We start from the raw sequence: 26382 nt of genomic DNA, 5'->3' as shown, positions 1-26382 counted from the left end.
CCACCCTCCCCGTTTCCCTCCTCTTCGGTCTGACGCATGTTCTTTCGTAATCTCACCCTGTTCCGTTTCCCGACCACGCTGGATTTCTCCGAGATCGACACGCTGCTGCCGCAAGTGCAGCTCAAGCCGGTCGGCCCGCTGGAAATGAGCTCGCGCGGTTTCATCTCCCCGTTCGGCCGCGACGAGCAGGAAGTGCTCTCGCACCGTTTGGAAGATTTCCTCTGGCTCACCGTCGGTGGCGAGGACAAGATCCTGCCCGGCGCGGTGGTCAACGACCTGCTCGAGCGCAAGGTCGCCGAGATCGAAGAGAAGGAAGGCCGTCGCCCCGGTGGCAAGGCCCGCAAGCGCCTCAAGGACGACCTGATCCATGAGCTGTTGCCGCGCGCCTTCGTCAAGAGCTCGCGCACCGATGCCATCCTGGATCTGCAGCACGGCTACATCGCGGTCAACAGCTCCAGCCGCAAGAGCGGCGAGAACGTGATGAGCGAGATCCGCGGCGCGCTCGGCAGCTTCCCGGCACTGCCGTTGAATGCCGAAGTCGCACCGCGCGCCATCCTCACCGGCTGGATCGCCGGCGAACCCTTGCCCGAAGGCCTGAGCCTGGGCGAAGAGTGCGAGATGAAGGACCCGATCGAAGGCGGCGCGGTGGTCAAGTGCCAGCACCAGGAACTGCGCGGCGACGAGATCGACAAGCACCTGGAAGCCGGCAAGCAGGTCACCAAGCTGGCGCTGGTGCTGGACGACAATCTGTCGTTCGTGCTCGGCGACGATCTGGTGATCCGCAAGCTCAAGTTCCTCGACGGCGCACTGGACCAGCTCGAACACAGCGAAGACGACGGCGCACGCGCCGAACTCGATGCCCGCTTCGCGCTGATGAGCGCCGAGATCCGGCGCCTGTTCCTGCTGCTGGAAACCGCGTTGAAACTGAGCAAGGCCGAGTAAGCGCAACGGTCGAGCGGTGGCGTGGTGTCATCGCGATCGATGCTCGAGTCAAATGCCCGGTGAGTGGAGTGCGCGGTGCCCTCACCGCTCGCGGGACACGCCGTGCATCCGTTCGTGGAGGCTCCTTGGCGGCATCCATGCCGCCAAGGGTTCCGCAACCGGCAAGGAAACCGCAGCAGTCAGTTGGTCGGCTGCTTTCTTGAAAGCGTGTCGTCCGGCTGCGCTGCGCCAGACATTGAAAAGTTTGCAGCTTGCGTGTCGAAAACTTGTCCACCGCTCGGCATGCGAAGGAGGGGAGTGAAAAGCTGGTCGACGCACAGTGATCCGACCGGCGCAGGTCATGCCCTGTTAGCAAACATGCACACCGACCATCTCGACTGGCCTTGCCCGCCCACCGTCGCGTAAGAGCCTACAAGGACGTACTTGCGGAGTGTCCTGCGATGGTGGGCGGGCAGGGGCCCTGCAGCCAAGTCGCAGATCAACAATCAAAGCCAGGTGAGTCGAGAGCGCGGTGCCCTCACCGCTCGCGGGACACGCCGTGAACCCGTCCCTGGGGGCTCGGTGGCGGCATCCATGCCGCCACACGGTCCCGCAATCGGTGAGGGCACCGCACCAGACAGTTTGCTGGCTGTTTTGTTAAAAGCCATGCGTACCGAGCATCTCGACTGGTCCTTGCCCGCCTACCGTCGCGGGACCTTACGCGGCATGGATGCCGCGTAAGAGCCTACAAGGACGTACTTGCGGCGTGTCCTGCGAGGGTGGGCGGGCAAGGACCTTGCAGCCAAGTCGCCAATCCGCCGCTCTGCAGCTTTTTCATTCGCGCTATCCAGTACGACGCCCCAAACACAGAGACTCGGCCGTGCTGGGCGGGCAAGGGCCCTGCAACCAGGCCGCAGATCTAGCGACGTCGGCTGCGCCCACCTGGCGGTGGGCAGCGTCGTTTGCCAGTCGCTCAAAGAAGTCGCGCCAACATCGAATGCATCAATCGCCCCGTCTCACCACCTGACACATCGCAGCGCTATCCTGTGCCCATGTTCAAGCCCGTCCGCCGCCTTATCGCGCCCGCCCCGCAGGTTGTCGAACGCGATTGCCTGCGCCTGCAGCTGGACGGGCGCGAGATCGCGGTGCTGCGCGTGCGCGACCCGCGTGCGCGGCGCATCAAGCTCAGTGTGGACGAACGCGGCGCGCGGCTGACCTTGCCACTGCGCGCAAGCCTGGTGGCCGGCGAACGCTTTCTGCAGGCGCATCTGGACTGGCTGAGCACGCAATTGTCGCGTTATCAGCAGGTGGATGCGTTTCCGGCGCTGGAGCGTGGCGTGCCGGGGCTGCTGCCGTTACGCGGCGCCTTGTTGCCGCTGAGCTGGCACGACGGGCGCTACGCACGCATCGAGGTCACCGATGACGGCGCGCAGTTCCATGTGCCGACCCGCCTGGGCGATGCAGGCCTGCGCCGCACGCTGAAAGAATTCTACGAAGCGCAGGCGCGCGCCGATGTCGGCCGCTGGTTGCCGAGCTATCTGCCCGGCCTGCCGCGCGCCCCGGCGCGGGTGCGGCTGAAGGTGATGTCCTCGCAGTGGGGCTCGCTGGCACCGGATGGCTCGATGGCGCTGGATCTGGCGCTGGTGCTCGGCCGCCCGTCCGCGTTCGAATACGTGCTGGTGCACGAGCTCTGCCACCTGCTGCAGGCCAACCACTCGCCGGCGTTCTGGGCCGAGGTGGAACAACGCTTCCCCGCCTGGCGCGACGAGCGCAGCTATTTCCACGAGCACGGCCGCCAGCTCAAGGCGCAACTGCGGCGCTTGTTGCAGGTGGAGTGACGCGGGTCGTCGCGATGCAGTTGCCGTCGCTGTGGCGGCGCTCCTGCAACGATCAAGGCGCGAAGTCGGGGCGCCAATGCGCTTCTGGCTTTCGGAGAGCTGCTGCGCGATGGCGCGGCTAGCGAAGTGACATAGCGCCACGCGGCTGCGCTAGCGCCATTGGTAAGACGCGGCGCGCGCAAGGTGCCGGCAGGCCAGCGGCGACAGCCACGCAAAGCGCCTGGTCAGGGCACACTCGATGGCCGCGATGCCGGCCTGCAGCTCGCGTGCCGGTCCCCAATGGTCGGCGTCGCAGGCCACCGACCAGACCTCATCCAGGCGCCGGCGATCGTCCGGATTCAGTTGCGGCGACGCGTGCACCGTCTCCAGGAACGTCCCTGGCAAACTCCACTGCTCGAAGGATTCGATCGCGGCGACAAGCGGGTCTGGATGGCCCATTGCGCTAGCTCAACGGTGCCAGGATGCCGTGCGCCGCTGACGATGCCTGCTGGCACTGAGGTCTGCTGTCGCATGCAAGGCAACAAGCACAAACGTCAGCTCCGTGGCATCGCGCAGGACGCATGCACGCATTCCACGCATCACGCGTGCGGCGGCGGCAACGACGCCAGAAAACCATTGATCACCGCCGCCACCGCGTCCGGTGCTTCCATGTGCACATGATGCGTGCCTGGCAATAGATGCAGGCGTGCATCGCGCATCAGTGCCACGCGGTGATCGCGCAGGGCATCGGGGAAGTACACCTGCGCCGGCGTGGCGAAGATGGCCTGGGTCGGGCAGGCGATGGAGGCCAGCAATACGTCGATCTGCGCTTCGGTCATGCGGATGGCGGTGGGCAAGGTCAGGCGCGGGTCGCTGCACCAGCTGTAGCCGCCTTCGACCGCGCAGACCCCGCGCTCCACCAGCAGCCGCGCGGCCGGTTCGGTGAGCTGGTTGGCCATCATGCGTGCGCGCACCGGCATCTCCATCGAGGGAAACACCCGCAACGGCCGCTGCGCCAGCGTGCGTGCCGACGACACCGCATCACGCAGGCGGGTGGCGGTGCTCTCGACCGGCTCGGCCAGCGCGCCCAAGGCCTCGATCGCGATCAGTGCCTCGACGCGTTCCGGCGCCGCAGCGGCCAGCAGGCTGGCGACGCCGCCGCCCAGCGAGTGGCCGAGCACGCTGAAGCGCTCCCACCCCAGCGCATCGGCTACCTGCAGCAGGATCGCGATCGCGCTGCTGAGCGTGTATTCGGCGCCTGTGGGCAACCACGCGCTATGGCCGTGGCCGGGCAGATCCAGCAGCACCAGATCCAGGTCCTGCGCGTGCAGATGCGCGCTCAGCGGCAGGAAGCTGGCGGCATTGTCGAGCCAGCCATGCAGGGCCAGCACCCGGCGCGGGCCACGTTCGGGATTGCGCAGCCCGGTGACCCGGCCGATCGCCAGGTCGCACGCAAACGGCTCCAACCTCACGCGCGTCGGGCCACTGCGGCCAGTGCCTGCGCATGCGCCGGGCTGGCGTTGAGGCAGGGGATGTAGCTGAGCGTGGCGCCGCGTTCGGCCAGCGTTTCGGCAAAGCCCAGCGCCACTTCTTCCAGGGTTTCCAGGCAGTCGGTGGCAAAGCCCGGGCAGACCAGGTCGAAGCTGCGCACGCCGCCTTCGGCCAGTTTCCACAAGGTCGGCTCGGCGTACGGCTGCAGCCAGCGTTCCGAACCGAAGCGCGACTGGTAGCCCATCTGCCATTCGTCCGCGCCCAGGCCGAGCGCGGTGACGATGGCCTGCGCGCTGCGCTCGCATTGCTGCGGATACGGGTCGCCGGCATTGGCCACGCGCTGCGGCAGGCCGTGGAAGGAGAACATCAGCTTCTCGCTGCGCCCGTGCGCCTGCCAGTGCGCACGGATCGAATCGGCGATCGCCGCGACCCAGCCGGCGTCTTCGCAATAGTCCTGGATCACCTCGACCGCGATTTCCGGCGCGCTCGGGCGCCAGGCATCGATCACGTCCTGGATCGAGGCGGTGGTGGTGGTGGAATACTGCGGATACAGCGGCAGCACCACGATGCGCCTGATGCCGCGCGCGCGCAGGCCATCCAGCGTCTTGCGCAGCGCCGGGGCGCCATAGCGCATGGCCCACTCCACGTGCCAGTCCGGCATGACCTCTTTCAGGCCCTCGGCCAGACGGCGCGTGTACACCGCCAGCGGCGAGCCGTCCGGCAGCCAGACCTTGGCGTATTTCTCGGCCGACTTGGGCCCGCGGATCGGCAGGATCACCCCGTACAGCAGCGGCTTCCAGAACAGCGGCGGGATCGCGACCACGCGACGGTCGCTGAGGAACTCGGCTAGGTAGCGGCGCACGGCCGGGGCGGTGGGCGACTCGGGGGTGCCGAGATTGACGACCAGCAGGGCGGTATCGGGGGTGGTGTTCATGCGCACCATTCTGGCAGAGCGCAGCAGCGCTGCCGAGGACAGCGCATCGATCGCCGCCATTGACCGCCTCTGCCGCCTGGCTGCGCTCACCACCGATTCATTGCGCCACCACTAACGTCGCGCCATTGCTATCTTTGACGGATTGTCCTCTGGAGCTTGTCATGCCTCGTCTGTCGCGCCTGGCCCTGTTGTTGTCGCTGACCTTCGCCGCCGGCCATGCCGTCGCCGGCCCGGAAGAGGACCAGCGCGCGCGTAACGCGGTGCGCGTGCTCAACGAGATCATGAAGATCCCCGAGCAGGCGATCCCGGACAAGCTGCTCGACGAGGCGCGCGCCATCGTGGTCATCCCCGACACGCTCAAGGCCGGGCTGGTGATCGGCGGCCGGCGCGGGCACGGCCTGATGTCGATGAAGAATGCCGATGGCAGCTGGTCGCAGCCGGTGTTCGTCAAGCTCACCGGCGGCAGCATCGGCTTCCAGGCCGGCGTGCAGTCCTCCGACGTGGTGCTGGTGTTCCGCAACGACCGCAGCCTGGACAACATCGTCAACGGCAAGTTCACCCTCGGTGCCGATGCCGGCGTGGCCGCCGGCCCGGTCGGCCGCAATGCCGCCGCCGCCACCGACGGCCAGCTCAAGGCCGAAATCTGGTCGTGGTCGCGTGCCCGTGGCCTGTTCGCCGGCGTGGCGCTGGACGGTGCGGTGCTGCAGATCGACGATGCCGCCGACCTCAACGCCTACGGTGGCGGCGCCACCCCGCGCATGATCTTCGAAGGCCGCACCAACGAGCGTGCCTCCACCGACGTGATCGCCTTCCGCGACCGCCTGGAAGAGGCGACCTACACCGCACGCGCCAATCGCGGTACCGATGGCAGCGCCGACGATGGGGCCAGCGCGCCGCGTCCGGCAACGCCGCCGCCGGCCCAGGCGACCACCACGCCGCCGCCAGCGGTGAACGAGGCCAGCACCGTGCCGATGCAGCCCAGCACGACGCCACCGCCGCAGCAGGGCTTCCAGCCGGTGTCCGATGGCGAAATCCGTACCGAATCGCTGGACGGCAACCGCTGACAGGCTGTCATCCCCCTGCGCGGTGCGCTGGGGTATCCTGCGTCTTCCTTCTTCTTCAGCAAGCGAGCAGATCATGGGCGGTTTCAGCATTTGGCACTGGCTGATCGTGCTGGTGATCGTGTTGCTGGTGTTCGGTACCAAGCGGCTCACCAGCGGTGCCAAGGATCTCGGCAGCGCGGTCAAGGAATTCAAGAAAGGCATGCACGACGACGACAAGCCGGCCGGCAAGCTCGGGGACGACACCCGCACGGCCGAGCAGGCACGTGAGGCGCAGGCCGAGCGCGATCGCGACGCGCGTTGATCCGGAGCGGCGTCGGTGTTTGACATAGGTGTTGGCGAACTGACGCTGATTGCGATCGTCGCCCTGGTGGTGCTCGGTCCCGAGCGCCTGCCCAAGGCGGCCCGGTTTGCCGGACTGTGGGTGCGCCGCGCGCGCATGCAGTGGGATTCGGTCAAGCAGGAGCTGGAGCGCGAGCTGGAAGCCGAAGAGCTCAAGCGCAGCCTGCAGGATGTGCAGGCCTCGCTGCGCGAAGCCGAAGACCAGCTGCGCACCAAGCAGCAGCATCTGGAGCAGGGCGCCCGCGCGCTGCACGACGAGGTGGGGCGCGATATCGATATCCGCAGCCCGGCCACACCGGTGGCGACGCCGCTGGAGTTGGCGCATGCGGATCTGCCGCCCGGGGCGACTGCCGTGTCGGCAGCGGGCGCTGCGGATGCGGCCGACCATGAGGCCGCACCGGTCATTGCCCAGGCCCAGCCGATTGCGCCGGCGCCCCATCAAACCTTGGTACCGGCCCCGCACGACACCGTGGTGCCGGCGCCGCATGCCGCGCATCTCAGCAGCACCGGCGCGCAGGCGCCGGCCACCGCCACGCCGCTGGAGCCGAGCACGCTGAAAGCGCCGAGCGAGCCGACCGCGCCACACAAGATCCAGGAGAAACAGCCGTGAGCCTGTTCGACGACGCACAGGCCGAAAGCAGTCTGATCGAGCATCTGGTCGAATTGCGCGCGCGCCTGGTGCGCGCCCTGATCGGCCTGGGCGTGGTGCTGCTGGCGTTGCTGCCGTTCTCGCGTGCGATCTATTCGTGGCTGGCCGCGCCGCTGATTTCGCAGCTGCCGCTGGGGCAGACGATGATCGCGATGAACCCGGCCGGCGCGTTCTTCGCACCGCTCAAGCTGACCTTTTTCGTGGCGGTGTTCGTCAGCGTGCCGTGGCTGCTGTACCAGGCCTGGGCCTTCGTGGCGCCGGGCCTGTACCAGCGCGAAAAGAAACTCGCATTCCCGTTGCTGGCCTCGGCGGTGGCGCTGTTCTACATCGGCTGCGCGTTCGCGTATTTTCTGGTGTTGCCGGCGGTGTTCCACTTTTTGACCACGTTCAAGCCGGACGTGATCGCCATTACCCCGGACGCCAATTCCTATCTTGATTTCGTGCTGGCGATCTTCTTCGCCTTCGGTGCGAGTTTCGAATTGCCGGTGGCGCTGGTGATCCTGGTGCTGCTGGGCTGGGTCAGCCCCAAGCAGCTGAGCGAAGGCCGCGGCTATGCCATCGTCGGCATCTTCATCCTGGCCGCAGTGCTCACCCCGCCGGACGTGGTCTCGCAGCTGATGCTGGCCATCCCGATGTGCCTGCTCTACGAGCTGGGCATCATCGCCTCGCGCGCGGTGGGGCCGAAGCCCGCCTAGCGCACTCGCCGCGGTGAGGCGCGCCGACATGCAGGCGCGCAACCCGGCATCACCCGAATGCAATCACGCCCGTAGGAGCGCACCCGGGCGCGACTGGGGCTCTCCCGTGGAAGGCTTCGTCGCGCCCAGGCGCGCTCCTACGGGGTGGGATGGTCAGGCGGCGAACACGTTGGCGCGAGCGAGGGCGTCCCCGGGGAAGCTTCATCGCGCCCGGGTGCGCTCCTACGGATCAGGGTTTGTTGTCAGCACATCGCCGGTCAAGGCGATCAGGCGGCGAACACATCCGGGCGCGACGGCGCCGTGGGCTGCGCGGTTGCGCCTGCGTGGGTGAACATCTGCTTCCAGGCGGCGTACACCGAGCCGGCGAATACCGGCATCAATACCGCCATCAGCAGCAGCTGGGCCAGCCACATCGCCACGGTCTGCCCGGCCACCAGGCCGACGATCAGCGCCACGATCATCACCGCGAAATAGATCGCGAAGATGGCGATGAAGGCCAGCACGAAGAACACCAGCATCGCCGGCAGGTTGTGCAGGCTGGCGCGCAGGCTCTCGCGCAGCGCATGGCCGCCGGTGCTGCGGTCGAACATCACCTGCGGCGGCATCACGAACAGCGCCAGCGTCATCGCCGCGAAGGTGGCGATGGTCAGCAGCAGCCACAGCAGGATGCGGCCGGCCGGCAGGCTGGCGGCCAGTTGCTCGATCTGCACCGGGTCCGGCTGCGCGCCGGACTGGCTGATCTGGTTGATCTTGATCATCACCTCGGACAACTGCTGCAGCCCGCTGGCGCCGATCATCACCAGCAGCAGCACGCCCAGCAGCAGGCCGGCGATCAGCTGCGGCAGCAGCGACACCAGCAGATGCGGCGCGCGGCCGTCCTGCAGGCCGTGCAGCAGATGCGACGGCTTGGCGATGCGGCCTTCGTCAACCTCGCGGATCGCCCACAGCAGGCCGCCCATGAACAGCGGGCCGGCCAGCACCAGCAGGAACTGCAGGGCCGGGCCCAGCAGCGGTACCAGCACCGACAGCGACACCACCAGGGTGGCCGCCACGCTCCAGATCACCCCCAGCGAGCCAAGCGCCAGCGGCGCCCGCTTCAACAGCGAGAAACCGGTCAACAGCCATTCTGCGCCGGCAGACGCCGGCACCTTGCGGATTTCGCTCATTCCCATTCCGGATCGATACGCACCGGACCATCCGGCGTGACGCGATTATCGCTGCTTTTGCGTGTGTGCGGCGGGATGAGTGGTCACTGTTTGCAGGCCGCGTGCGTGATGCACGAACCGGCGCAGCAGCTTGCGGGCGATCGGCGCGGCGGTGACCTCGCGGGCGACCGTGCGGGCGCAGTGCCCGTGGCGGGCAATGCACTCGGCGCGCGCCTGCACATAGCCGCGCATGTGGTGGGTGGCGAACTCGGGGTGGAACTGCACGCCCCAGGTGGCCTGCCCCCAGCGGAAGGCATGGCAACGGTCCTGCCGCGAATGCGCCAGCACGATGGCCCCGTCCGGGGCGCGCACCACGGTTTGCATGTGGGTGGCGTGCGCCGGGAAATGCGCCGGCAGGCCGGCAAACAACGGGTCCTGCTCGGCCGGCGGGTGCAATTCCAGCGCGATGGTGCCGGACTCGCGCCCGGCCGGGTTGTAGTCGACTTCGCCACCCAGCGCGTGCGCCAGCAGCTGGTGCCCGTAGCAGATGCCGAGCAGTGGCATGCCCTGGTGGGCGGCATCGCGCAGCCAGGCGGCACTGCGTTCGCTCCAGTCGGCGCGGTCGGTGACGTAGGCGGCCGAGCCGCTGACGATGGTGCCGGCAAAGCCGTCGCGGTCGGGCAGGCGGCCGCCGTTGGCGACATCGACGGCGACGGTCTCATGCTCGGCCAGCCCGGCCGCGACGCGGATCCAGTGCCGAAAACGGCCGTATCGCTTCATCTCCGGCACGGGATGCCCGGTTTCGATGATCAGGAACGGCAAGGCGGACATGCGGACGGAAATCCAGCAGCGACTGATGTGCCCGATTGTAGGCAGCTCCAGGCGGTTTTTTTCAAGTGGCGTGCCAACGCATGCAGCTAAGGTTATTCCGGATGGCTATGTGCTGATGGCTGGGGGCGGGGCGCTGGTTACTTGCGCCGTGTGGATGTAAGAGCAGCGATGGCTGGAGATGGTTTGTGCCACGTCGGTTGCCGACTCGGTTGCCGCGGTGATCGTGCGCCGCTGATCTGGTTGTACTCGGCCGTGCCGTGTACCTGGTCAATGGCGATGCCGAGCCCCTGCCAATGGCGCAATGTGCGTGCCGACGTACCCTCGTGCGCCCTTCGGGCACTTCTCCCGATGGAAGACGGGAGCAAACGGTGGAAGAACGGAGCGAGCCCCTCTCCCGCCGAGCGAGAGGGCATGGCTTGCGTGCCACTTGCGCGCGTGTCTTGGAGCGCCCGCGTCGCAAACGCGGGCCGGGGTGCGGAGTAAGGATTGGGATGAGGGGCGCCTGTGCCGATAACCGTGCACGTCCCAGGCGATCCGCCTAGTCGCGCGGCGGCAACACCGACAACACCTCTTCCACCGTGGTCAGCCCGGCGGCGACCTTCTCCAGGCCGGTGCGCCGAAGCGTGCGCAGGCCCTCGCCACGCGCGGCGTGGCTGAAGCTGGCCAGGTCGGTGTCGGCGCGGATCAGGCTGCGCAGGCGCGGGCTCACCGGCAGCAACTCGTACAGGCCGACACGGCCCAGGTAACCGGTGCGGCGGCATTCCAGGCAGCCGACCGGCGCGTGTACGTTCAGCACCTGCGGCAGCGCTTCGCCCGGCTCGCGGATCGCCGCCCACTCGTCGTCGCTGAGCGTATGCGGGCGCTTGCAGTGCACGCACAGGGTGCGCACCAGCCGCTGCGCCAGCACGCCGTTGAGCGTGGACGCCACCAGGTAATGCGGCACGCCCAGGTCCAGCAGACGGGTGATCGCCGAGGCGGCGTCGTTGGTGTGCAGCGTCGACAGCACCAGATGCCCGGTGAGCGAGGCCTGCACCGCCATCTGCGCGGTCTCCAGGTCGCGGATCTCGCCGATCATGATGATGTCCGGGTCCTGGCGCAGCAGCGTGCGCACGCCGCTGGCGAAATCCAGGTCGATGTTCTGCTGTACCTGCATCTGGTTGAACTCGGGCGCGATCATTTCGATCGGGTCCTCCACGCTGCATACGTTCACGTCCGGCGTGGCCAGACGCTTGAGCGTGGAGTACAGCGTGGTGGTCTTGCCCGAGCCGGTCGGGCCGGTGACCAGCACGATGCCGTGCGGGCGCTCGACCAGCGCGCTCCAGCCGGCGGCCTCTTCCGGGCTGAAGCCGAGCTGCTCGATGCTCTTGAACGCCGAATCCGGGTCGAAGATGCGCATCACGCACTTCTCGCCGAACGCGGTGGGCATCGTGGACAGGCGCATTTCCACCTCGCGCCCACCCGGCGACCGGGTCTTGATGCGGCCGTCCTGCGGGCGGCGACGTTCGGCCAGGTCCATGCGGCCGAGCACCTTGATGCGGCTGACCACCGCGGTCATCACCGACGGTGGTACTTCCAGCACCTTGTGCAGCACCCCATCGATGCGGAAGCGCATGCGCCCTGCCTCGCGACGCGGCTCCAGATGGATGTCGCTGGCCCGCTGTTCGTAGGCGTACTGCAGCAGCCAGTCGACGATATGCACGATGTGGTGGTCGTCGGCATTGACGTCGCCGGCGCGGCCCAGTTCCACCAGCTGCTCGAAACTGGGCAGGCCGGCACCCGGTTCGGCGCTGCGCACATCGCCGCGCGCGCCGCGCACCGACTGGGTCACGCCGAAGAACTCCATCGTGTAGCGATGCAGGTCCAGCGGGTTGATCAGTGCCAGCTCGATGCGACGCCGGCTCAGATGCTGCACGTCGGCCAGCCATTCCAGCGCCAGCGGCTCGCTGGTGGCGATCAGCACGCGCTCGGCATCCAGCGCCAGCGGCAGGATGCGGTGGCGGCGCGCATACGCATGCGAGACCACACCGGTGACCGCGGCCACATCGATGCGGGTGGGATCGATGCGCAGATAACGCAGGCCGGTGCGGGTGGCCAGCCATTCGGTCAGCCGTTCCAGCCCGAGTTCGCCGGCCGGCGGCTGCGCGGCATGCAGCTTGAGATTGGCCAGCAGCACCAGCGGATGCACCTCGCTGGCATTGCGTACGCCGGCGGCGGAGAACTGCACGCGCTCGTGTTCGTGCGGCACCACCATGCCATCGGCGAGCAACGCGGCAGCCACCGGGTCGAACATCAACCGGCCGCGCGGCAGGATCGCCGCTGCGCTGTCTGGATCGGCCGTACGCCGCTGTTCCATGTTCGATGTTCCCCTGCGGCGGTGCTCCGCGGCAAAGCGCTGCGGGTCGGCCGGTATACTAGCGCACCCCTTCCGCACGGCCTTTGCTGCATGTCCGATTCCCGGCGCGTTCCAATCACTTTCCAGGGCCTGATCCAGACCCTCAACCAGTACTGGGCCGAGCAAGGCTGTGTGCTGATCCAGCCGCTGGACCTGGAAGTGGGCGCAGGCACGTTCCATCCGGCCACCTTCCTGCGCGCACTGGGACCGGAGCCGTGGAATGCGGCCTACGTGCAGCCCTCGCGCCGCCCCACCGACGGCCGCTACGGCGAAAACCCCAACCGCCTGCAGCGCTATTACCAGTACCAGGTGGCGATGAAGCCCAACCCGGACAACATCCAGGACCTGTACCTGGGGTCGCTCAAGGCCTTGGGCATCGATCCGCTGGTGCACGACCTGCGCTTTGTCGAGGACAACTGGGAATCGCCGACGCTCGGCGCCTGGGGCTTGGGCTGGGAAGTCTGGCTCAACGGCATGGAAGTCACCCAGTTCACCTACTTCCAGCAGGCCGGCGGACTGGAGTGCAAGCCGGTGCTGGGCGAGATCACCTACGGGCTGGAACGGCTGTGCATGTACCTGCAGAGCTGCGACAACGTCTACGACCTGGTGTGGACCTACGGCCCGGACGGCACGCCGGTGAGCTACGGCGATGTCTATCACCAGAACGAGGTCGAGCAGAGCGCCTACAACTTCGAGCATGCCAACGTGGCCGAGCTGTTCCATCGCTTCGACGCCTGCGAAGCCGAAGCCAGGCACCTGGTCGAGGTCGGCCTGCCGCTGCCGGCCTACGAGCAGGTCACCAAGGCCAGCCATGCGTTCAACCTGCTGGATGCGCGCCGCGCGATCAGCGTGACCGAACGCCAGCGCTACATCCTGCGCGTGCGCGCGCTGGCGCAGGGCGTGGCGCAGGCGTATTACGCACAACGCGAGAAGCTTGGCTTTCCCGGAGTAAAGAAGTAACCAAAGCCCCTCTCCCCCGGGAGAGGGGTTGGGGTGAGGGGACGGAGGCGCAGTCCTCCTGCACCCAGACTCCACAGAGCTTCGCCGGTACCCTCATCCGCCCCTTCGGGGCACCTTCTCCCAGTGGGAGAAGTGACCAGCAGACCCCTCTCCCCCCCGGGAGAGGGGTGAGGGGACGGGGCGCAGCCCTCCTGCACCCAAACTCCACAGAGCTTCGCCCGTACCCTCATCCGCCCCTTCGGGGCACCTTCTCCCGACCGGAGAAGGGAACACGTAAAGGTCCACGTCTTATGAGCGAACAACTTCCCCTGCTGATCGAACTGGGCACCGAAGAGCTGCCGGTCAAGGCGCTGCCGGGTCTGGCGCAGGCTTTCTTCGATGGCGTGCTGCACGGTCTGGAAAAGCGCGGCGTCGCGGTCACCCGGGGCGATGCCAAGCCGCTGTCCACACCACGCCGCCTGGCGGTGCTGCTGCCGGGCGTGGCCACCGAGCAGCCCGAGCAGCGCTCCGAGGTGCTGGGTCCGTATCTCAACATCGCGCTGGATGCCGAGGGCAAGCCGACCAAGGCGCTGGCCGGTTTCGCCGCCAAGGCCGGGATCGACTGGACCGCGCTGGAGCGCACCAGCGACGCCAAGGGCGAGCGCTTCGTGCACCGCGCGGTGACGCCGGGCGCGCGCACCGCCGACCTGCTGCCCGACATTCTGCGCGAAGCCATCGCCGCGATGCCGATCCCCAAGCCGATGCGCTGGGGCGCGCACGAATACGCCTTCGCGCGGCCGGTGCAATGGCTGGTGCTGCTGTTCGGCGACAGCGTGGTTCCGGCCGAGCTGCTGGGCGTGCGTGGCGATCGCCTCAGCCGCGGGCACCGCTTCATGCATCAGGGCGAGGTGTCGCTGGCGGCACCGGGCGATTACATCGAGGCCTTGCGCGCGGCGCATGTGCTGGTGGATGCGGACGCACGCCGTGCGCGCATCGTCGAAGAGGTCGAAGCCGCCGCCAGGCAGGCCGGCGGCAGCGCACGCATCAGCGACGACAACCTGGAGCAGGTGGTCAACCTGGTCGAATGGCCGTCGGCGGTGCTGTGCAGCTTCGAGCGCGACTTCCTGGCGGTGCCGCAGGAAGCGCTGATCGAAACCATGGAGATCAACCAGAAATTCTTCCCGGTACTGGACGACGGCGGCAAGTTGACCGAGCAGTTCATCGGCATCGCCAATATCGTCTCCAAGGACGTGGCTGAAGTCGCCAAGGGCTACGAGCGGGTGATCCGTCCGCGCTTTGCCGATGCCAAGTTCTTCTTCGACGAGGACCTCAAGCAGGGCCTGGAGGCGATGGGTGCGGGCCTGGCCAGCGTGACCTACCAGGCCAAGCTGGGCACGGTGGCCGACAAGACCGCGCGTGTGGCGGCGCTGGCCGAGGCGATCGCGCCGCAGGTGGGCGCCGATCCGGCGCAGGCGCGTCGCGCTGCGGAGCTGGCCAAGAACGACCTGCAATCGCGCATGGTCAACGAATTCCCGGAGCTGCAGGGCATTGCAGGGCGTCATTACGCCAAGGCCGCCGGTGAGCCGAGCGAGATTTCGCTGGCCATCGACGAGGCCTACCAGCCGCGGTTTGCCGGCGACGACATCGCACTGTCGCCGCTGGGCAAGGTGCTGGCGATTGCCGAACGGCTGGATACCTTGGCCGGTGGCTTTGCGGCCGGTTTGAAGCCGACCGGCAACAAGGACCCGTTCGCGCTGCGGCGCAATGCCCTGGGGCTGGCGCGGACGGTGATTGAGAGTGGGTTTGATCTGGATTTGAAAGAGCTGCTTGTAGAGGCTAGAAATCAGATCAATGTCCAAGCAAGTGCCAGACAATTACTCAAGACAGAAACTGCGATCACCAAAGCAAAAGATGCCGGTGCTGCCCTGCCGCCATCTGTTGAAAAGGACGCACACACCGCGTTGGCGCAGGCGGCTCAAGATGCAGAGATTTTTGACTTCATCCTCGACCGCCTACGCGGCTACTACGCAGACAAGGGCGTTCCTGCCACCCACTTCAACGCGGTCGCCGCACTGTTCTCGGTCGCGCCCGAGGGCGCTCCTACAGGGCTCGTAGGAGCGCACCTGGGCGCGACCCACGGCTCCCTCTACGACTTCGACCGCCGCATAGATGCGATCGGCATCTTCGCCACGCTGCCCGAAGCCGAAGCCCTGGCCGCCGCCAACAAGCGCATCCGCAACATCCTGCGCAAGGTCGAGGGCGAGATCCCCGGCGATATCGACACCAGCCTGCTGCGCGAACCGGCCGAAGAAGCCCTGGCCGAAGCGGTGGAAGCGGCCATCGGCGATACCGGCGATGCGCTGCACCGGCACGATTACGTCGCCGTGCTCGCGCGCCTGGCGCGGTTGCGCCCACAGGTGGACGCGTTCTTCGATGGCGTGATGGTCAATGCCGAAGACGCGCAATTGCGCGCCAATCGTCTGGCCCTGCTGAAGAAGCTCGGCGACCGCCTCGGCAGCGTCGCCGCCATCGAGCATCTGTCCAGCTGATGGCTGCGTCCGCCGGCGCGGTGCACTGGCAGACCGCGCAGGCCGCGTTGGCACGCCGCGACCTGGCTGTGGCGGCGTCTGCGTTGCAGGCGCTGCTGGAGGTGGAGCCGGCGCATGTGGCGGCCCGCGTGCTGCTGGCCGGCATCGTGCTGGCCAACGGCAGGATGCGCGAGGCGGTTGTGCAGCTGCGGCTGGCGGCAGGCGATCTGGGCGACGACGTGACGATGCGTTGCCGGGTGGCGCAGGCCTTGCTGCGCGTCGGCGAGCATCGCGCACTGCATGCCTTGCTGCGTCACTCGTCGGTGATGCGGTGCCGGGACGGCGCGACCTTGGCCCTGCTCGCGCACGTGCATCAATCCCTGGGCGAACATGTCGACGCACTGGCGATGATGCAGCGCGCGCAGGCCTGCGGATTCGATGGACCGGATTTCCGTTTTTTCCTTGCGGTGCAGTTGCAGTTCAATGGTCGCCTCAATGAAGCGGCGCAGGCGCTGGAGCATGCGCTGGCGCACACGCCCGGCTATGGCCGCGCGGCGTTGACGCGTGCGCGCCTGCGCCGGCAGAGCGCCAGCAGCAACCATGTGGCGCAACTGCGTCGGCAATTGCAGCTCGCCAAGCCCGACAGCGAAGATCGCGCCGGGCTGGCGTTCGCGCTGTACAAGGAGCTGGAAGACCTCGGCCAGACCGGGGCCGCCTGGGACGCGCTACAGCACGGCAACGCGGTGATGCATGCACGCCTGCGTCATGACGCCGACGCCGAGGCGGCGTTGTACGCGCAGCTGGGTGCGCTGGCCGACCAGGGCCTGTTCGCCGCGCAGCAAGCCACCGTCGCGCACGGCCCGCAACCGATCTTCGTGCTCGGTTTGCCGCGCTCGGGTACCACGGTGCTGGAGCGGATGCTGGGCAATCATTCCCAGATCGTGTCGGCTGGCGAGTTGAACGACTTCGGCCATCAACTGCGCTGGGGCGCCGACCAGGCCGGTCGCAGCCTGCTGGATGCGCGGCTGCTGCAGGCCTTGCCGACGCTGGACTACGCGCAGATCGGCGCGCGTTACCTGGAACAGACGCAATGGCGGGCCGGAACGGCACGCTGGTACATCGACAAGTTACCGGCCAACGCAGTGGCGATCGGCGCGATTGCCCGTGCCTTGCCGGGGGCATTGATCGTGCATCTGGTACGCGAGCCGATGGCGGTGTGCTTCTCCAATTACCGCGCACTGTTCGGCGACTCCTACGCCTACAGCTACGACCTGCACACGCTGGCGCGCCACTATCAGGCGTATCACGCCCTGATGGCGCAATGGCGCGCGGCATTGCCGGGCCGGGTGGTCGATGTGGACTATGCGCAGATGGTGCGCGATCCATCCGCGGTATTGCAGCAGTTGATGGCGCGCTGCGGGTTGCAGATCGAGCCCGGGCAGATCGATATCACCCGCAATGCGGCCGCGTCGGCCACGCTGAGCAGCGTGCAGGTGCGCGAAGGCGTGCATGGGCGCAACGTTGAAGAATGGCGGCGCTACGCCGCGCAGCTGGAGCCGCTGCGGCAGGCCTTGTTGCATGCCGGCCTGATCCAGACCGACGCACGCTGACAACGGCCAGCGAAACGACGCGGAGACGCCGCCGCGATGTATGCGCTATGCCCGCAATCGAAAACGCCTGGGTGTCGCCAGCCTCGTCGTGTCTGGCCACTCCAAGTTCGCCCACTCGCAGCAGCGGCGATCCCCAAGCGCTCGATCCAAAAACGCTTGTCTCAAAACGCTTGTCTCAAAACGCCAACGGCAGCCACGTGGCTGCCGTTGGCAAATACCACCCTGGCTGACTCAGTGCGCGCCGAAACGCCAGTTGAGCTCCAGCATGTAGGAACGTCCGTAACCGGTGTAGTTGAAGATGTTGTAGTACGGATAGCTGCTGTAGGTGCGATCGCGCGGCGGCCGGGTGTCGGCCAGGTTGTTGACCGTGGCGGTCAGCGAGATGTCGTCGTTGACCGCATAGTCCAGCGTGGCATTGAGCGTGGTCCACGCACCGACCTTGCGTGCGCCTTCCACCGCATAGCCATCGGTGCTTTGTTGCGCCACGAAGTTGGGCGTGCGCCCATTGCGCTGAGCGAACAGTGTGGTGGTCCATGCATCCTTCTGCCACGTGACCGAGGCATTGACGATGCTGCGGAACTCGGAGGAGAAGAACGGTTCGCTGAGCAGATCGCGCACCGGGTCCTGCGGGAACTGCTGACTTTCATGCTTGAGCGTGAGGTTGTATTGCGCGTCGAACACGAACAGGCCCCAGGAGTCGGTAGCCAGGTTGTAGGTCGCCTTGGTCAGCACGCCGGAGATTTCCTCGTTGGAAATATTGACCGGGTTGATGCGGATGTTGCTCAGGCGATTGGGTACCGGCGCATCGGCGGCCGTGCGATCGATGCGCGACAGCGCGTCGACGCAGGTCGGCGAGTTGATATCCAGGGCGCCGAGCCGGCAAGCCGATTCGTTCTGCAGCAGGGCATCGGTGCTCAGGTCGCTGACCTTGTCATCGATCTTGATGTTGTAGTAATCGGCGTTGACGCTGAAGCTTGCGCTCGGCGACCACACCACGCCGGCACCCCAGGACTTTGCGGTGATCGACTTCAGATCCGCATTACCGGACCGACGGCCCTGGATGCTGGTGCCGCCATAGGTGCAGTCGGCGATCGGCACGTTGGGTTCTTCGAGTGCGCAACGGTAGTAATCGTTGACGCCCTGGAAGAAGCCGCTGTCGCCAGCGAAGGAAAACGCCATGTCCGGTGCCTTGAACGCGGTGGCGTAGTTGCCGCGGAACAGCAGCGAATCGATCGGACGGAATTCCAGCGCGGCCTTGTAGGTGAACTTGGAATCGCCGCCGCCGCCCTGGTTCTTGTAGTCGTCGTAGCGGCCCGACAGATTGGCGGTCAAGGTGCTCAGGATCGGCACCCGCATTTCGAAGGCGGCCGCCCAGTTCTCGCGCTTGCCGCTGCCCTGGGTGCCGGTCAGCTGGTAGAAGTCGCCAGCGATCACGCGTTGGTCGGTCGGGTTAGTCCAGTACTGATTACCGGCCTGCACCACACCGGCGACGCCGACCGCACCGGCCGGCAGGTTGAACAACTCGGTGTTGGTCAGCTGCAGGTTGACGTTCTGGGTCCAGGTCCGGGACTTGGTGCGGATTTCGTCGTTGAAGCTGCGGTACTGCGCCGGCGTCAAGGCGCGATAGAAGTTGGCATCGTTGGGTGAATAGATCGGGTAGCCGTAATACTCGCCCTGCGGAGCGCCAAGGAACTGTTCGCGGAAGAAATCTTCGATGCGGTCGGCCAGCGGCCACTGCTGACGGCTTTCGATGCGATATTCCGAGCGTGCGTAGTAGGCATCGTAGGTCCAGTTGCTGGCACCCAGGCCGCCTTTCAGGCCAAGCGCGATGTTGTAGGAGTCGGCAGTCTGGCGGTCGTTGTTGAAGTTTTGATTGCCGGTTTCCTCCGGCGCAAAGATGCGTTGATAGCTTTCGAGCTGCTGGCTGTCCTGATTGTAGAAAAAACCACCGGTATCGGAGGAGGTCTGCCAGAAGCGGGGGCCACTATTGACCTCGACCTTGGTGCGATTGAGCAGCAGGGTCGAGTACAGCTCGACGTTGTCGTTGAAGGCATAGCTCAGGTTGGCATAGCCGCTGGCGCTGCGTTCCTTGTTGAGGATGCTGGCGTAGCCCGGCTCGGTGCGGCTGCTGCAGAAGTTGCCGCGGTTGGCGCGGTTGTCGTACTGCACCGAGCCATTGAACAGCGGTCCCAATGCAGCGCAATTTTCGGCGCCCGGATCGAGATAGGTGGTGGGCAGGTTATGCAAGGCAATGCGTGAACCGTAACGCAGGGTCGGGTCAGGATTGTCGCTGGTGGAATCGAAGTCGCGGCGCTGGTAGCCGTAGATCGGATCCTGATTGTTGAGCTGCAGGCCCCACACGATGTTGGCGCCACCGATTTCGTTGCCACCGGTGAGCTGGAAGCGCTGGTTGTTGCCGCCACCCCCGTCGTAGGTGCCCATGCGGTAATTCATCTGCACGCCGTCCATGCGCTTCTTCAGGATGATGTTGACCACGCCGGCAATGGCGCTGGAGCCGTAGATCGAGGACTGGTTGCCCGGCGCCACGTCGATGCGTTCGACCATGCCCACCGGCACGCTGGCCAGGTCGACGAAATTGCTCTGGCCGTTGTAGAGCAGTGGGTAATCGGCCATCGGCCGGCCGTCGATCAGCACCAGGGTGAAGCCGGGGTCCAGGCCGAGCAGGCTCAGCGATTTGGCGCCGGCAGTGAAGCCGCCACTGAACTGACCGTCCTGGACCGAGCCGGTGGCCATCGGTTGCGAGCGCAGCACGTCGTAGACGTCCTTGAAGCCGCGGCGCTGGATGTCCTGAGCGGTAATCGAAAACACCGGGGTCGCGGTTTCGACCTGGGACCGGGGAATCAACGACCCTGTCACCGTGACCTTGTCCAGTTGAGTCACTTCACCTGAATCCTGTGCCATCGCAAGCGATGGCATGGTCAGGGCGGTGCACACGGCGGTGACCAGCAAATGACGTTTCATGAAACGCACCTCTCTCTCCAAAGGTATGAACGGGCGCGCGGCAATCGGGGGGGGGGGCCGCACGCAATGGGTGTCAACGAAACGTTAACAACGTACCGACTGTACCGAGTTCTATCCGATGCCGTATAGGCGTGTTTCTTCAGTTTTTTTGTCCCTTCACGCCCAGGCTGGGTATCCTTTGCCGATGCTTAAAGCCGCGTTTGCTCTCTCCCTGCTGTGCACCCTGTTCGTTCCGCTGCAAGCGGTTGCCCGGGCGACCATCGACAAGATCGAAATCAAGGGCTTGGACGCCGACGCCGACGCCGAGATGATCGAGAACATCGAGGTCTCCCTGTCTCTGTATGAGGCCGTCGGCAAGGAGCAGGGCGAGTCGCGGCTGGAGTACCTGCTGGCGCAGGCCGAACGGCAGACGCGCGAGGCACTGGAACCGTTCGGCTATTACTCGCCGACCATCGAGCTGGCTGCGCCGCGCACCGGCGACAAGGTGACCGTGGTGATCACCGTGGAGCGCGGCGAACCGGTACGCGTGCGGCAGTCGCATATCTCCATCACCGGCTGGGCCGAGCAGGACCGTTACCTGGGCCAGGATCTCAAGCAGTTCGAGCCGCGCGAAGGCCAGGTCTTCAGCCATCCGCAATACGAAGCGAGCAAGGTGCGCATCACCCGCCGGCTGGCCGAGCGCGGTTACTTCGATGCCGACTTCACCCAGCGCCGCGTCGCGGTGACGCGCGCCGAGCACGCCGCCGATATCGATCTGAACTGGGACAGCGGCCGCCGCTACGACATGGGCAAGGTGCGCTTCGACTACGACTACTTCCGCCCCGGCCTGTTCGAGCCGCTGGTGTATTGGGACGAGGGCAGCTACTACCACGAAGGCAAGCTGGATCGCCTGCGCGAGTCGCTGACCAAGCTGGATTACTTCAGCACCATCGACATCCAGCCCAAGCCCGAAGAAGCCGACGACCAGGGCCGGGTGCCGGTGGATGTAAAGCTCACCCGCGCCAAGCGCACCGTCTACACCTCCGGCTTGAGCTACGGCAGCGAGAGCGGCGCCGGTGTGCGTGGCGGCGTGGAGCGACGCTACGTCAATTCGCGCGGCCACAAGATGGACACGCAGCTGGATTACGCGCAGAACCGCAAGAGCCTGACCACCAGCTACCGCGTGCCGGCGTTCCGCTGGCTGGATGGCTGGTACACCGCGTCGGCGCGGCTCTACGACGAGCAGACCGAATACATCGACCTGCGCAACGTCAAACTCACCGGCAGCCGCAGCGGCCAGATCAACGAGCGCTGGAGTGCGATCGCCTCGATCAACGCCCTGCGCGAGCGCTGGCGGTTCAGCAGCGGCAGCGATTTCACCGATGCGGTCTATGAGACCTCCACGCTGATCTATCCGCAGTTGCAGGTCAATTACGTCAATGTCGACGACCGCCTGTTCCCGCGCAGTGGCGTGTCCGGGCAGGCGTTCATCCGCGGCGGTGCAGAAGGCGCCGGCTCGGATACCAATTTCGGCCAGCTCTACGGCCAGCTGCGCTGGTTCCTGGGGGCGGGCGACAACGGCCGGGTGATCCTGCGCGGCGAAGGCGGCACCACCTGGACCAGCGACCTGGTGGCGATGCCGCCGAGCCTGCGCTTCTTTGCCGGCGGCGCCAACAGCATCCGCGGCTATGCCTTCCGCGAAGTGGGCCCGCGCACGCCCAAGCCGGACGAATTCGCGCTCGGTGCCAAGAACGTGGTCACCGCCAGTGCCGAATACGAGCATTACCTCAAGGGCGGCCCCTGGGGCGGCGCGGTGTTCGTCGATAGTGGCAGTGCCTTCGACGACACGCCCGACTGGCACACCGGTATCGGCTTCGGCCTGCGCTGGCGCTCGCCGGTGGGCCCGGTGCGCGTGGACATCGCGCATGGCCTGAACGACCCCGACTCGCAGTTCCAGCTCTATATCGATATCGGGGCCAACCTGTGAGTACGCCGACCCCTACGCCACCCCCCGCACCGCGCCGCGCGCGTTTCTACCGCCGCCGCCGGTTCTGGGTGGGCTCCGGGCTGACCGTGCTGGGGCTGGTGTTGCTGGCGCTGATCGCGGTGTACTGGCTGCTGCAGACCGTGGCCGGGCGCGATGTGTTGCTGGCGCAGGTGACCGCGCGCCTGCCGGTCGGTGCCACCTTTACCTATGGCAAGGTCGAAGGCCCGGTGGCCGGCCCGCTGACCCTGCGCGATGTCGATTTCCGTTATCAGGACATCCACTTCACCGCCGAGCGTGTATACCTGGAGCCGGACCTGCGTCCGCTGCTCGGGCGCAAGCTGCAACTGGATGCGGTGCAGGTCAGCAATGCCAGCCTGAATCTGGGCAAGAGCGAGGAGCCGTTCACGCTGCCGAGCTGGCCCGAATCGCTGCCGCAGATCAACGTGCCGCTGGCGATCCAGGCCGACAAGATCGCCGTGGAAAATCTGCGCATCACCCAGCTGCAGCAGCCGATGATCGTCCTGCACAAGGTGCAGGGCGGGCTGGAAGTGGCCACCGGCGAATTGCGCACGCGCAATCTGGTGGTCGATACCGACATGGGCGACTTCCGCCTGCACGGCGACTACGTGCCCAACGACGATTACCGCGCCGACCTGACCGCCACCGCGGTGCTGCCGGCCGCGCCTGGGCGCACCCCGGCCAGCCTGGGGCTGGTCGCACGCGGCGATCTGGACAAGATGGAAGTGGCCATCGCCGGCCGCGCGCCGGCGCCGCTGCAGGCCAGCCTGGTGTTCACCGGGCGCGACGATCCGACCTGGGCCTTCAAGGCCGTCACCGACGCGCTGGATACCTCGCTGCTGACGCCGGCCACCAATGGGGAGTACGCCGCCCCGGCCACACCGATCGCGCTGAACCTGCAGGCCTCCGGCAAGGGCGGCAACGCCGACCTGCAAGGCAGCGTCAAGCAGGGCGAGCTGAGCGCCACCTTGCAGCCCTCGCACATCAGCCTGCTGGACCAGGTCATCACCGTAGAGCCATTGGTGATCGATACCTTCGAAGGCCGCGCGCAGTTGCGTGGGACTGCCGATTTCCGCGACACGCAGAATCCGAGCTTTCGTTTTGCGGTCAACGCCAGCGGCCTGCGCTTCACTCCGACGCCGGACCCAGCCACCCCCGATGCGCCGGTGGTGCCGGTGGAATTGGTCGATGCGCGCCTGGGCGTGGCCGGTAATCTGAAGGCGTGGGCGGCAATCGGCCGCGCCACGCTGGAGCGCGACGGGCAGCAGGCCGCGCTGGTGTTCGACAGCCGCGGCAACGATCAACGTGCGCAACTCAAGCAGGTGCAGGCCAAGACCCCGGGCGGCTCGCTGGATCTCACCGGCGAGGTGGGCTGGACCCCGGAGCTGCAGTGGGATGTCACTGCCCAGCTGGCCAAGTTCGATCCGGGCTACTTCGCGCCGGGCTGGAACGGCAATCTCTCCGGCAAGGTCGCCTCCAAGGGCCGCCAGTTGCCGGCACCGGCCGGTGGCGTGTCGCCGGGCTTCGAGGCCACGGCCGATATCCCGAGCCTGACCGGCCAGCTGCGTCAACGCGCGCTGTCGGCCAACGGCAAGTTCGCCCTGCGTGGTGAACAGGGCGAGGGCCAATTGCAGCTGTCGCTGGGCAATAGCCGCATCACTGCCAAGGGCAAGGTCGGCGACCAGCTGGATATCGCCGCGCAATTGCAGCCGCTGCAGCTGGACGATGTCTTGCCCGGCGCCACCGGCACGATGCGCGGGCAGCTGCAGGTCAGCGGCCGTCGCGACGCGCCCGACATCACTGCCGACCTGGTCGGCAACGGCTTGCGCTGGAACGACTACAGCGCGCAGAGCATCAGCTTGCGCGGGCGTTTGCCGTGGCGCGGCAGCGACGGGCAGCTGGCCTTGCAGGGCACCGCGATCGAAGCCGGCGTGGTGCTGGACAGTGTGCGCGTGCAGGCACGCGGTGCGGTGGAAGCGCTGCGCCTGGATGCCGATATCGCCAACAGCATGGCCAACGTCGCGCTGCAGGGCGATGTCCGTCGCAATGGCGAGCGTTGGCAGGGCCAAGTCGCCACGCTGCGGATCGCACCGGCCAAAGGCGATGCCTGGGCGTTGCGCCAGCCGGCGCAGTTCAGCACCGATGGCGCCGCGTTTACGCTGTCAGACACCTGCCTGGGCGCGGCCACCGGCGGCGCGCTGTGCGCCAGCGCCAACTGGCCGCGCGAGGGCATGGTGGTGCACGGCGATGCACTGCCGCTGTCGCTGGTGCAACCGTGGCTGCCCAAGCAGGAGGGGCGGCAGATCTATCTGCGTGGCGATTTGTCGCTGGACGGCAGCTTCAAGCCGCGCGGCAATGCTTGGGAAGGCTCGTTCCGCATCGCCTCGCCCGAAGGCGGCATCCGCCTGGGCGAAACCCGCTACGCCGCGGTGGCCGGCAACCCCAATCGCGGCGAGTTGCTGCGCTACGACCAGTTCAGCGTGCAGGCCGATTTCACCCCGCAGCAGATCCAGGCCAAGCTGGGTATCGGCTTCCAGGGCGCCGGCTTTGTCGATGCCAAGTTCAACACCGGCTGGGATGCGTACGCGCCGCTCAACGGCGAGCTGTATCTCAATATGTCGCGGCTGTACTGGCTGGAGCTGGTGGTGGCCGATGTGGTGCGGCCCAAGGGTCTGGTCGAAGGCCATGTGAGCCTGCGCGGTACTCGAGACAAGCCGCTGCTGGGCGGCGATGCCACCCTGAGCGATTTCACTGCCGAATATCCGTCGATGGGTTTGACCCTGAGCGAGGGCAAGGGCCGCTTCGACGCGCTACCGGATGGCTCGGCCAAGATCACTGCTTCTGCCAAGTCGGGGCGGGGCACGCTCAACATCGATGGCGGGCTGTCGTGGTTCGGCACCAGCACGCCGTTGCTGCTGAATATCCGCGGCGAAAACGTGCTGGCCTACAACACCAGCGAGTTGCGCATCATCGCCAACCCGGACATGCAGTTCGGCATCACCGACAACACCATGCAACTGCGTGGCAAGGTCACCGTGCCCGAAGCCGACATCGACCTGGAACGCCTGGATCGCGGCACCTCGGTATCCGAGGACGTGGTGGTGCTGGACCCGGTGGATCCGGAAGAAGCGCCCGCTTCGCCGCTGGATATGGATCTGGCCATCGTGCTTGGCGACAAGGTCAACATGAGCGGCTTCGGCCTGAAGGGCGGGCTGAGCGGACAGATGCAGATCCGCGCCCGCCCGGGCCGCGAGATGACTGCCAACGGCGGGCTGGACGTGCGCGGCCGCTACAAGGCCTACGGCCAGGACCTGACCATCAGCCGCGGCCAGCTGACCTGGAACAACAACATCGTCTCCGACCCGCGCGTGAGCCTGCGCGCCGAGCGCAAGGTCGGCGATGTCACCGCCGGCATCGACGTCAGCGGCCGTGCCGAATCGCCGCGCGCCGATGTGTGGTCGGAACCGGCGATGTCGCAATCCGAAGCATTGTCGTACCTGGTACTCGGCCGTGGCCTGTCTACCGCAAGCAGCGACGAAACCCAGCAGGTCAGCGCCGCCTCGGCTGCCCTGTCGGCCGGTAGCAGCCTGATCGCCTCGCAGATCGGCGCCAAGCTTGGCCTGGACGAAGCGGGGGTGAGCGAATCCAGCACCGTCGGCTCGGTCGTGGGCTTCGGCAAGTACCTCTCGCCAAAACTCTACGTCGGCTACGGCGTCTCGATGGTCGGCAGCGGCTCGGTCCTGACGCTGAAATACCTGCTCAGCCGCGGCTTCGATATCGAAGCCGAATCCAGCACGGTGGAGACCAAGGGCTCGGTGAACTGGCGGCGGGAGAAGTAGCCGCCCGCCGTGCATCGGCGCATCGACGGTGTGTGGTGTTGTATTGCGTCAGGTCGGGACATGACGCAATGCGGATGTCCAGGATGAGGCCGTGCGTCAGGCATGGCCAGGTCGAGCGCTGCGGTGATCTAGAACCGGCGCGCGACGTTGCGGGGCAGGGCACGCCCGGCATCGGGCAGGCATTACGCACTCTTTATGCCCGCACGCCAGGGTGCAAATAGC

Annotated in this window: 18 protein-coding genes; 11 read left to right on the top strand and 7 right to left on the bottom strand. The window is 66.7% G+C overall.

Features of this window, described 5'->3' with window-relative positions:
• Nucleotides 1-36: 36 nt before the first annotated feature.
• Nucleotides 37-942 carry a recombination-associated protein RdgC gene (locus ACCQ04_RS19810; protein WP_007974628.1) on the top strand — a complete coding sequence of 302 codons (906 nt, stop codon included), beginning with the start codon at nucleotides 37-39 and terminating at the stop codon, nucleotides 940-942.
• 1031 nt (nucleotides 943-1973) lie between these two features.
• Nucleotides 1974-2759, top strand: coding sequence for a YgjP family zinc-dependent metalloprotease (locus tag ACCQ04_RS19805; protein ID WP_039513591.1), 786 nt, complete (start codon nucleotides 1974-1976; stop codon nucleotides 2757-2759).
• A 150-nt stretch (nucleotides 2760-2909) separates the two neighbouring features.
• On the opposite strand, the gene ACCQ04_RS19800 is transcribed toward ACCQ04_RS19805, so the two are convergent.
• From ACCQ04_RS19800 to hemH, 3 genes are all read right to left on the bottom strand, one after another.
• Nucleotides 2910-3197 (bottom strand): hypothetical protein, encoded by a 288-nt coding sequence (locus ACCQ04_RS19800; protein ID WP_065048698.1) that lies wholly within the window; start codon nucleotides 3195-3197, stop codon nucleotides 2910-2912.
• A gap of 140 nt (nucleotides 3198-3337) precedes the next feature.
• Entirely contained in the window at nucleotides 3338-4204 is an 867-nt protein-coding gene (locus ACCQ04_RS19795; RefSeq protein WP_054591725.1) for an alpha/beta fold hydrolase, read from the bottom strand.
• Between the two features lie 2 nt (nucleotides 4205-4206).
• A complete protein-coding gene (gene hemH / locus ACCQ04_RS19790; RefSeq protein WP_039521260.1) occupies nucleotides 4207-5172 on the bottom strand; it encodes a ferrochelatase in 966 nt (321 codons plus the stop codon).
• A 152-nt stretch (nucleotides 5173-5324) separates the two neighbouring features.
• Here hemH and ACCQ04_RS19785 point away from each other — a divergent pair, with 152 nt between their 5' ends.
• From ACCQ04_RS19785 to tatC, 4 genes are all read left to right on the top strand, one after another.
• On the top strand, nucleotides 5325-6227 hold the full coding sequence (locus ACCQ04_RS19785; RefSeq protein ID WP_016904257.1) for a lipid-binding SYLF domain-containing protein: 903 nt from the start codon (nucleotides 5325-5327) through the stop codon (nucleotides 6225-6227).
• Between the two features lie 73 nt (nucleotides 6228-6300).
• Nucleotides 6301-6528 carry a Sec-independent protein translocase subunit TatA gene (tatA, locus tag ACCQ04_RS19780; protein WP_016904256.1) on the top strand — a complete coding sequence of 76 codons (228 nt, stop codon included), beginning with the start codon at nucleotides 6301-6303 and terminating at the stop codon, nucleotides 6526-6528.
• Nucleotides 6529-6543: 15 nt separating this feature from the next.
• Nucleotides 6544-7176 (top strand): Sec-independent protein translocase protein TatB, encoded by a 633-nt coding sequence (gene tatB, locus ACCQ04_RS19775; RefSeq protein WP_226427874.1) that lies wholly within the window; start codon nucleotides 6544-6546, stop codon nucleotides 7174-7176.
• On the top strand, nucleotides 7173-7910 hold the full coding sequence (gene tatC, locus ACCQ04_RS19770; RefSeq protein ID WP_016904254.1) for a twin-arginine translocase subunit TatC: 738 nt from the start codon (nucleotides 7173-7175) through the stop codon (nucleotides 7908-7910). The genes tatB and tatC overlap by 4 nt, the downstream gene beginning before the upstream one ends.
• Nucleotides 7911-8176: 266 nt before the next feature.
• On the opposite strand, the gene ACCQ04_RS19765 is transcribed toward tatC, so the two are convergent.
• The 3 genes from ACCQ04_RS19765 to ACCQ04_RS19755 all read right to left on the bottom strand — a co-directional run bounded on the left by ACCQ04_RS19765 (nucleotide 8177) and on the right by ACCQ04_RS19755 (nucleotide 12239).
• On the bottom strand, nucleotides 8177-9076 hold the full coding sequence (locus tag ACCQ04_RS19765) for a BPSS1780 family membrane protein (RefSeq protein ID WP_016904253.1): 900 nt from the start codon (nucleotides 9074-9076) through the stop codon (nucleotides 8177-8179).
• A gap of 45 nt (nucleotides 9077-9121) precedes the next feature.
• Nucleotides 9122-9886: a glutamine amidotransferase gene (locus tag ACCQ04_RS19760; RefSeq protein ID WP_016904252.1), complete on the bottom strand. Its 765-nt coding sequence runs from the start codon at nucleotides 9884-9886 to the stop codon at nucleotides 9122-9124.
• A 538-nt stretch (nucleotides 9887-10424) separates the two neighbouring features.
• A complete protein-coding gene (locus ACCQ04_RS19755) occupies nucleotides 10425-12239 on the bottom strand; it encodes a GspE/PulE family protein (RefSeq protein ID WP_054591723.1) in 1815 nt (604 codons plus the stop codon).
• Nucleotides 12240-12329: 90 nt separating this feature from the next.
• Here ACCQ04_RS19755 and glyQ point away from each other — a divergent pair, with 90 nt between their 5' ends.
• From glyQ to ACCQ04_RS19740, 3 genes are all read left to right on the top strand, one after another.
• Entirely contained in the window at nucleotides 12330-13238 is a 909-nt protein-coding gene (glyQ, locus tag ACCQ04_RS19750) for a glycine--tRNA ligase subunit alpha (protein ID WP_039513568.1), read from the top strand.
• 290 nt (nucleotides 13239-13528) lie between these two features.
• Complete coding sequence (glyS, locus tag ACCQ04_RS19745; protein ID WP_226427875.1) at nucleotides 13529-15766, top strand: glycine--tRNA ligase subunit beta; 2238 nt, start codon at nucleotides 13529-13531, stop codon at nucleotides 15764-15766.
• The gene (locus ACCQ04_RS19740; RefSeq protein WP_226427876.1) at nucleotides 15766-17355 is read left to right on the top strand and encodes a tetratricopeptide repeat-containing sulfotransferase family protein; all 1590 of its coding nucleotides are present in this window, start codon (nucleotides 15766-15768) and stop codon (nucleotides 17353-17355) included. The genes glyS and ACCQ04_RS19740 overlap by 1 nt, the downstream gene beginning before the upstream one ends.
• A 231-nt stretch (nucleotides 17356-17586) precedes the next feature.
• On the opposite strand, the gene ACCQ04_RS19735 is transcribed toward ACCQ04_RS19740, so the two are convergent.
• On the bottom strand, nucleotides 17587-20277 hold the full coding sequence (locus tag ACCQ04_RS19735; protein WP_226427964.1) for a TonB-dependent receptor domain-containing protein: 2691 nt from the start codon (nucleotides 20275-20277) through the stop codon (nucleotides 17587-17589).
• 244 nt (nucleotides 20278-20521) lie between these two features.
• Between ACCQ04_RS19735 and ACCQ04_RS19730 the strand changes: the two genes are divergently transcribed.
• The gene (locus ACCQ04_RS19730; protein WP_039521248.1) at nucleotides 20522-22303 is read left to right on the top strand and encodes an autotransporter assembly complex protein TamA; all 1782 of its coding nucleotides are present in this window, start codon (nucleotides 20522-20524) and stop codon (nucleotides 22301-22303) included.
• Nucleotides 22300-26160, top strand: a complete 3861-nt coding sequence (locus ACCQ04_RS19725) for a translocation/assembly module TamB domain-containing protein (protein ID WP_372358605.1) — start codon at nucleotides 22300-22302, stop codon at nucleotides 26158-26160. Before ACCQ04_RS19730 ends, ACCQ04_RS19725 begins: the two co-directional genes overlap by 4 nt.
• The last annotated feature ends 222 nt before the right edge of the window (nucleotides 26161-26382 follow it).

Origin of the sequence: Xanthomonas sp. NCPPB 2866 (genome assembly GCF_041475745.2) — a bacterium.
GTDB lineage: Bacteria > Pseudomonadota > Gammaproteobacteria > Xanthomonadales > Xanthomonadaceae > Xanthomonas > Xanthomonas arboricola.
The sequence above is the reverse complement of the archived record's forward strand: the minus strand, read 5'-3'. Positions and strand labels throughout refer to the sequence as shown.